Source organism: Kitasatospora sp. NPDC059803, from assembly GCF_042732255.1.
Classification (GTDB): Bacteria; Actinomycetota; Actinomycetes; order Streptomycetales; family Streptomycetaceae; genus Kitasatospora.
Genome location: NZ_JBHWIJ010000009.1, coordinates 1 through 5715, shown reverse-complemented (window position 1 = coordinate 5715; position 5715 = coordinate 1). Strand labels below are relative to the sequence as shown.

Genomic DNA, 5715 nt, shown 5'->3' with positions numbered 1-5715 from the left:
GTTATGGGGGGGATCGCTCCCACACTCGGTGGCTATTTTTCGTTTGATAGGGGGTGGCCCCGCAAATAAACGGGGGCTAAGTGGCGGAGCCTCCACTTTCACTCTAGGGCATGGTCCGACCTGCCCGGACGCCCCCTCTGCTCCGCACTCCACACTCCGCACTCCAACTCCGCAATCCGCACTCTGGAAGGACAGGCGAGCATGCCAGGAATCGAAGGCAAGGTCGTGGCGATCACAGGCGCCAGCAGCGGCATCGGCGAGGCGACCGCGCTTCTGCTGGCCGAGCGCGGCGCGAAGGTCGTCCTCGGGGCACGCCGTCCGGAGCGTCTCGCGGCCCTGGCCGCCCGCATCGAACAGGCCGGTGGCGAGGCCGCCTGGATCCGCACGGACGTGACGCGGCGCGAAGACCTCCCCAACCTCGTCAAGCTGGCATGCGACCGATACGGCAAGCTCGACGTCCTCGTCAGCAACGCCGGGATCGGCCTGATCTCCCCCCTCGACGACCTGCGCGTCGAGGACTGGGAACAGATGATCGACGTCAACCTCAAAGGCGTCCTGTACGGAATCGCGGCGGCCCTCCCCCTCTTCCGGGAGCAGGGATTCGGACACTTCGTCAACACCGTGTCCACCGCCGGACTGCGCATCGTCCCGCTCCAGTCCGTGTACGCCGCCACCAAGAACGCCGTGCGCACCGTCTCCGAAGGCCTGCGCCAGGAGGCCGGCCCCAACCTGCGCGTGACCGTCGTCTCACCCGGCGCCGTCCGCACCGACTTCGCGGAGCACATGGACCCGGCAGCGAAGGCCCAGATCGACAAGCTGATGGAGATCGCCCTCCCGCCGGCCGCAGTGGCCCGCGCCATCGCCTTCGCCATCGAACAACCGGACGGTGTCGACGTCGGCGACATCGTCGTTCGCCCCACCGCCCAGGGATAGGCCCCCCGCGACGGGGTGAGGTGAGCGGTCGGACCGGGGCACCGGTGCTTGCCGTAGCCTGGCGGTGCCCTGCTCCCGATCCGGTCGAGGTCATGGAATTTCGTCAGTTGCGGTACTTCGTGGCGGTGGCGGAGGAGTTGCACTTCGGTCGCGCAGCCGAGCGGTTGATGATCGTGCAGTCGGCCGTCAGCCAGCAGATCGGTCGGCTGGAGCGTGAGCTGGGCGTCGAGCTGTTCGACCGCTCGGGGCGCCGCGTGCGGCTGACTGCCGCGGGGGCGGCGTTCCTGCCCGGCGCCCGTGAGGTGTTGGCGGCCGAACAACGGGCCCTGGACCTGGTCGGCGGCTTCGTCGCCGAGCGGGAGACCGTGCTGCGCGTCGGGACGAGCCGGGGCATGGGCGTGCGGTTGGAACGGGTGCTGGCGGCGCTGGGGCGAAACGCGCCCGGCACCCGGGTGGAGTTGGCGTCGGCGGCGCCGGAGGAGCGCCTGCGGCGGGTCGCCGACCGGGAGTGGGACGCGGCCTTCGTGCGCGGGGAGGTGACGACGCCGCAAGGCGTGCGGCTGATCCCGGTGTGGCAGGAGGAACTCGTGGTCGCCCTGCCGGCCCGCCACCCGTTGGCCGGGGCGGACGAGGTCGACCTCGTCCGGCTCTCGGAGCTACCGCTTCACCTGACGGAACGCCGGAGCAACCCGCCGCTGGTCGATCTGGTCATGGGTGCCTGCCGGGACGCCGGGTTCGAGCCCGTGCCCGGACCACCGCACAGTTCACTCCAGGACACCCTTGCGGCGCTGGGCGCGGGTGCTGCCGGTTGGACGGTGGTGTACGCGGCGCACGCCCACCAGCTGCGCGGCGACCAGGTGGCCTTCCTGCCGGTGCGTTCCCCGGCCGGAGCGCGGAGCGCCGAGGCGGCACTCTCCCTGCCCACCGTGTTGGCGGTGCACGGTGCCGCCGCCCCCGAGCGCGTGCGCTTCCTGCTGGAGGCCTGTCGGGAGGCGGCGCGCGACGATCGCGATTCGTGATCGTCGCGAACTCGAAGTGCTGCTGGATCGCGAGCTCCAACCGGAGTGAACTGGACACCCGCGGTCACTGCCGCCGATGCGGCCGGTACCGCCGACCACGGTTCCCCACTCGATCCGCGGGCCGTGCCCTGCTCGGCACGCCCGCCACCGGGCCGGCGCCACGTCGGACCGAAACCGACCGAACGCGCCTTCACCGCCACGCCCCAGGAGAGCGACCATGACGAACACCCCGAAGGAACAGGCCACGGACCGGACGCCGCTGGCCGAGCGACTGCGGCGACCGGCGATGACACGATCACTCCGACTCGGCGACACGAAGGTGACCTACGTGCCGGACGGGGCGGTGGAACTCAGCGCGCGCGGCTGGTTCCCCCGCAGCACGGAGGAGGACTGGGCCGCCCACCCCCAGTACCTCGACGACTCCGGCAACCTGGCGGCGGGCATCGGCGCGCTGCTGGTGGAGCACGGCGACCGTGCGCTGCTGATCGACACGGGCTTCGGCCCGCAGTCGATCCCGGCTCAGCCGGGCAATCCGCGCGGGGCCATTCACGGCGGTGCGCTGCTCGACAACCTGGCCGCACTGGGCCGTCCGCCGGCCACGATCGAGGCCGTCGCCATCACCCACCTGCACCTCGACCACATCGGCTGGGCCTGGAACCCCGCCCCGGACCGCGACCTGCCCGCGTTCGCCGGCCGCGACCTCCTGGTCGCCGCACCCGAATGGGCACACCGCCACCTCCTGGCGGCGCGCGGCATCACCGACGAGATCCTCCGGATCATGGCACCACAGGTGCGCACCGTCCTCGACGGCGACGAGATCTTCCCCGGCGTGCACGTGCTGCTCACCCCCGGCCACACCGCCGGGCACGCGTCCTACGTCATCGCCGGGGGCGGCGAGCGGCTGATCGCCTTCGGCGACGCCATGCACTCACCGGTCCAGGTGGACCACCCCGAATGGTCGGCCGCCGCCGACCTCGACCCCGACCGGGCCGCACAGGAACGCCGGCGCCTGGTCGCCGAGTTGGCCCGACCGGGCACGATCGGCTTCGGCGTCCATTTCGCGGACGTGGTGTTCGGCCGGGTTCACCTCGACGGTGACGGCCCCGCCTGGCGAGCCGTCGCCGACTGACCGCTGCCTACCCGACGTTCCGCTCCCTACACGGTGTGCTCGCGAATGATTTCGCCGATCTGCTGGGGAAGTCCGGGGGAGAACAGTGTGTGCCCCATACCGGGAATCGGCTGGAATCGGGAGTGAGGGATTTCATCGGCGAGGGCACGGCCATGCGGTAGCGGGCGCAGGGGATCTTCCGTGCCGTGCATGACCAGTGTCGGGGCCCTGATCGAGGACAGCGGAGCAAGGCGGTCTTCGGTCATGTGGCGTCCAGCCAGATCGTGGTTGAGGGCCGCACTGTGGTTACCGGTCCGGTCGAAGGAGGCTTCCACGAAGCGGCGAGCGGCAGGCTTGTCGAAGGGAAGGATGTCGCCGTTGAGCACGCGCCACGTCTCCAGGTTCGCTGTGACGTACTCGTCGCGAGTCCCCTGCGGGAGAGCGGCGCGTTGTGCGAGGTGCGCCAGGAAGCGTGCTGCGGGTGGCGGCAGGTCGCTGGGGTCGGGTGCCCGACCGGCCATGGCGCGCGCCCAGGCCGGGCCCGCGCTGTGGCCCATCGGGCCGGTCATCATCGCGGTCAGAGTCAGTACGCGTTCAGGGCGGTGAACGGCCAGCCATTGGCCGATCGCACCGCCCAGGGAGGCCCCGACGATGTGCGCGGCGGCGACTCCGTGGCCGTCGAGCACGGCCGTCGCATCGGCTGCCATGTCCGCCAGCGTGTAGGGGTGGGTGGCGAAGTCCAGGCAGGTGGAGCGGCCGGTGTCCCGGTGGTCGTAGCGGATGACCTGGCGACCGCTGGCGGCCAGCACATCCACCAGCTCGTCCGGCCATCCGATGCCGGGTGCGGCGGTCCCCATCACCAGGAGGACCGCCGGGTCGTTCGAGTTGCCGACCCGTTCGGTCCACAGGCGCAATTCGCCGGATTCGACAATTAATTCAGCGCTAGCAGTCATGGGCGCCAACATAGCGAACGAGTTGCCAATTTTCCACATCCCCAATGAATATGACTTTCCATCGAATTATGGTAGAATACTGAATAGTTCGCGGGCTTCAGGAGTTGGTCGACCAGGTAGGCCATTCGAGGCTCTCGACCTCCGCCAGCCGCATGACACCGCTCGTCCACGCCCGCGAAGGACCGCGCCCGGGCGACGACGAGAGAACAGCGACCTGAGCAAGCTGGTCCGCATCTACACCGAGGCGATCCGCCGGCTGACCGTCGACCTGTGATCGCCAGCGGCGAGAACTACCGAAACCCCTGTCAGCGGCCCACGGTTGACTGACACCATGAATGACACCACCGACCACCTGCACCGCATCGACGCCCTGCTGACCCGCCCGGCCCCGGACATCGCCCGCCTGCCCGCCGACGGCGACCTCACCACCGCCCACCGCCGCCTCGTTGAGGCGCTGCGCCCGCGCTGGGGGTCGTCGCGCAACCTCGCGACCGGCGGTTTCGTCGACCCGACGCTCGACGGCGACAGCGGGCTGCCGCTGGTAGCCCCGTTCGCCGGGCGTCTGGTCGAGCTGTGCGGGTGGGCGGTGGGCGAGCGCTGGATCGGCTGCGGGATCGTCCGGGACAACGACGGCGGCGCGCCGCACCTGGTCGCGGTGACGGCCCGCCGGGCCGACCCGGCGACGGCCTGCCTGCTCGCCGAGGACGGGGAGGAAGAGGTCGACGTGCCGGGTGACCGCTGGGTTCGGCGGCTCGCCGCCGCGACGGGCCGGCCGAAGTCGCGGCAGTGGCCCGTCGACTGGTCGTCGGCCGAGGCCAGGCTCGGTACCGCCCTGCCCCCCCGACTACCGGCACCTGGCGGAGCACTTCGGCCCTGGCACGTTCGCAGGCTTCCTCGACATCTCCCTGCCCGGCCCCCCGCCCGGCCACGACGACCCGTTCCCGCAGTTCCTGTGCCTCGTCGAGCACACCCTCCACCTTGCCGAACTCGCCGCCGCCGACCCCGGCATCGCCGACCTCTACCGGCCTCACCAGCTCCACCCGGCCCCGGGCGGGCTCCTGCAGTGGGCTGGCTCCGTCCAGGCCGACCAGTTCTACTGGCTGACGGAGGACGCAGACCCGAACCGGTGGCCGGTCATCGCCCGCAACGAGGACGGCGACAGCTGGGCGCGGTTCGAGGGTTCCACCGCCGAGTTCGTCCACCGGCTCCTCACCGACCACCGGCACCCCTTCTCAGTCGCTGAGCTCATCGACCGCCCCGACTTCGAGCGGTACGAACCCCACGAGCCCGACAACCCCTTCGACGACCATCGTCTGCCGTAGTAGGGCGGTTGCCAGGTTCGCGATGCGGACAACGGACAGCTTGGTGAACCCGCATAAGGACACCGCCCGTCCGAGTTGCCGGCTGCCCGAGACCTCAGGCCCCTGCCGCCGGCACCAGAGCCGACGGCGGGCCAGGGAACCCTCCCACAGCCGCCCCGGCCGGGGGAGAGAGGAGAGGTCTCGGGCGTCAGCTGCTTTCGTTCGTGACCGCCTCCGATCCCGAGGCCGGGACGGGCGAATAGTCGGGCATCACGGGGAGGCTGATCACCGGTCACAGAGGCGGCGCTCACCGACCCCGAAGACGCCCTTCGCCCCGTCAGGCGAAGGCACCGGCAACTCACCGACGCCAGATGAGTGGGCTCCGGTCATCGGCCGGAGCC

At 70.8% G+C, this 5715-nt stretch carries 6 protein-coding genes; 4 read left to right on the top strand and 2 right to left on the bottom strand.

The window, feature by feature from the left end; genetic code table 11:
* Positions 1 to 201: 201 nt before the first annotated feature.
* The 3 genes from ACFV6I_RS02695 (at position 202) to ACFV6I_RS02685 (ending at position 3081) form a co-directional block, all read left to right on the top strand.
* Positions 202 to 933, top strand: a complete 732-nt coding sequence (locus ACFV6I_RS02695; protein WP_063351875.1) for an SDR family oxidoreductase — start codon at positions 202 to 204, stop codon at positions 931 to 933.
* Positions 934 to 1025: 92 nt separating this feature from the next.
* Positions 1026 to 1952: a LysR family transcriptional regulator gene (locus tag ACFV6I_RS02690; protein WP_063351876.1), complete on the top strand. Its 927-nt coding sequence runs from the start codon at positions 1026 to 1028 to the stop codon at positions 1950 to 1952.
* Between the two features lie 217 nt (positions 1953 to 2169).
* Entirely contained in the window at positions 2170 to 3081 is a 912-nt protein-coding gene (locus ACFV6I_RS02685) for an MBL fold metallo-hydrolase (RefSeq protein ID WP_079136438.1), read from the top strand.
* A gap of 26 nt (positions 3082 to 3107) precedes the next feature.
* On the opposite strand, the gene ACFV6I_RS02680 is transcribed toward ACFV6I_RS02685, so the two are convergent.
* Together ACFV6I_RS02680 and ACFV6I_RS02675 are read right to left on the bottom strand one after the other, a co-directional pair.
* Positions 3108 to 4013, bottom strand: a complete 906-nt coding sequence (locus ACFV6I_RS02680; RefSeq protein ID WP_063352689.1) for an alpha/beta fold hydrolase — start codon at positions 4011 to 4013, stop codon at positions 3108 to 3110.
* 97 nt (positions 4014 to 4110) lie between these two features.
* The gene (locus tag ACFV6I_RS02675; protein WP_159398637.1) at positions 4111 to 4659 is read right to left on the bottom strand and encodes a hypothetical protein; all 549 of its coding nucleotides are present in this window, start codon (positions 4657 to 4659) and stop codon (positions 4111 to 4113) included.
* Between the two features lie 85 nt (positions 4660 to 4744).
* On the opposite strand from ACFV6I_RS02675, the gene ACFV6I_RS02670 reads away from it, so the two are divergent.
* Positions 4745 to 5335, top strand: a complete 591-nt coding sequence (locus tag ACFV6I_RS02670; protein WP_063351877.1) for a hypothetical protein — start codon at positions 4745 to 4747, stop codon at positions 5333 to 5335.
* Positions 5336 to 5715: the final 380 nt, after the last annotated feature.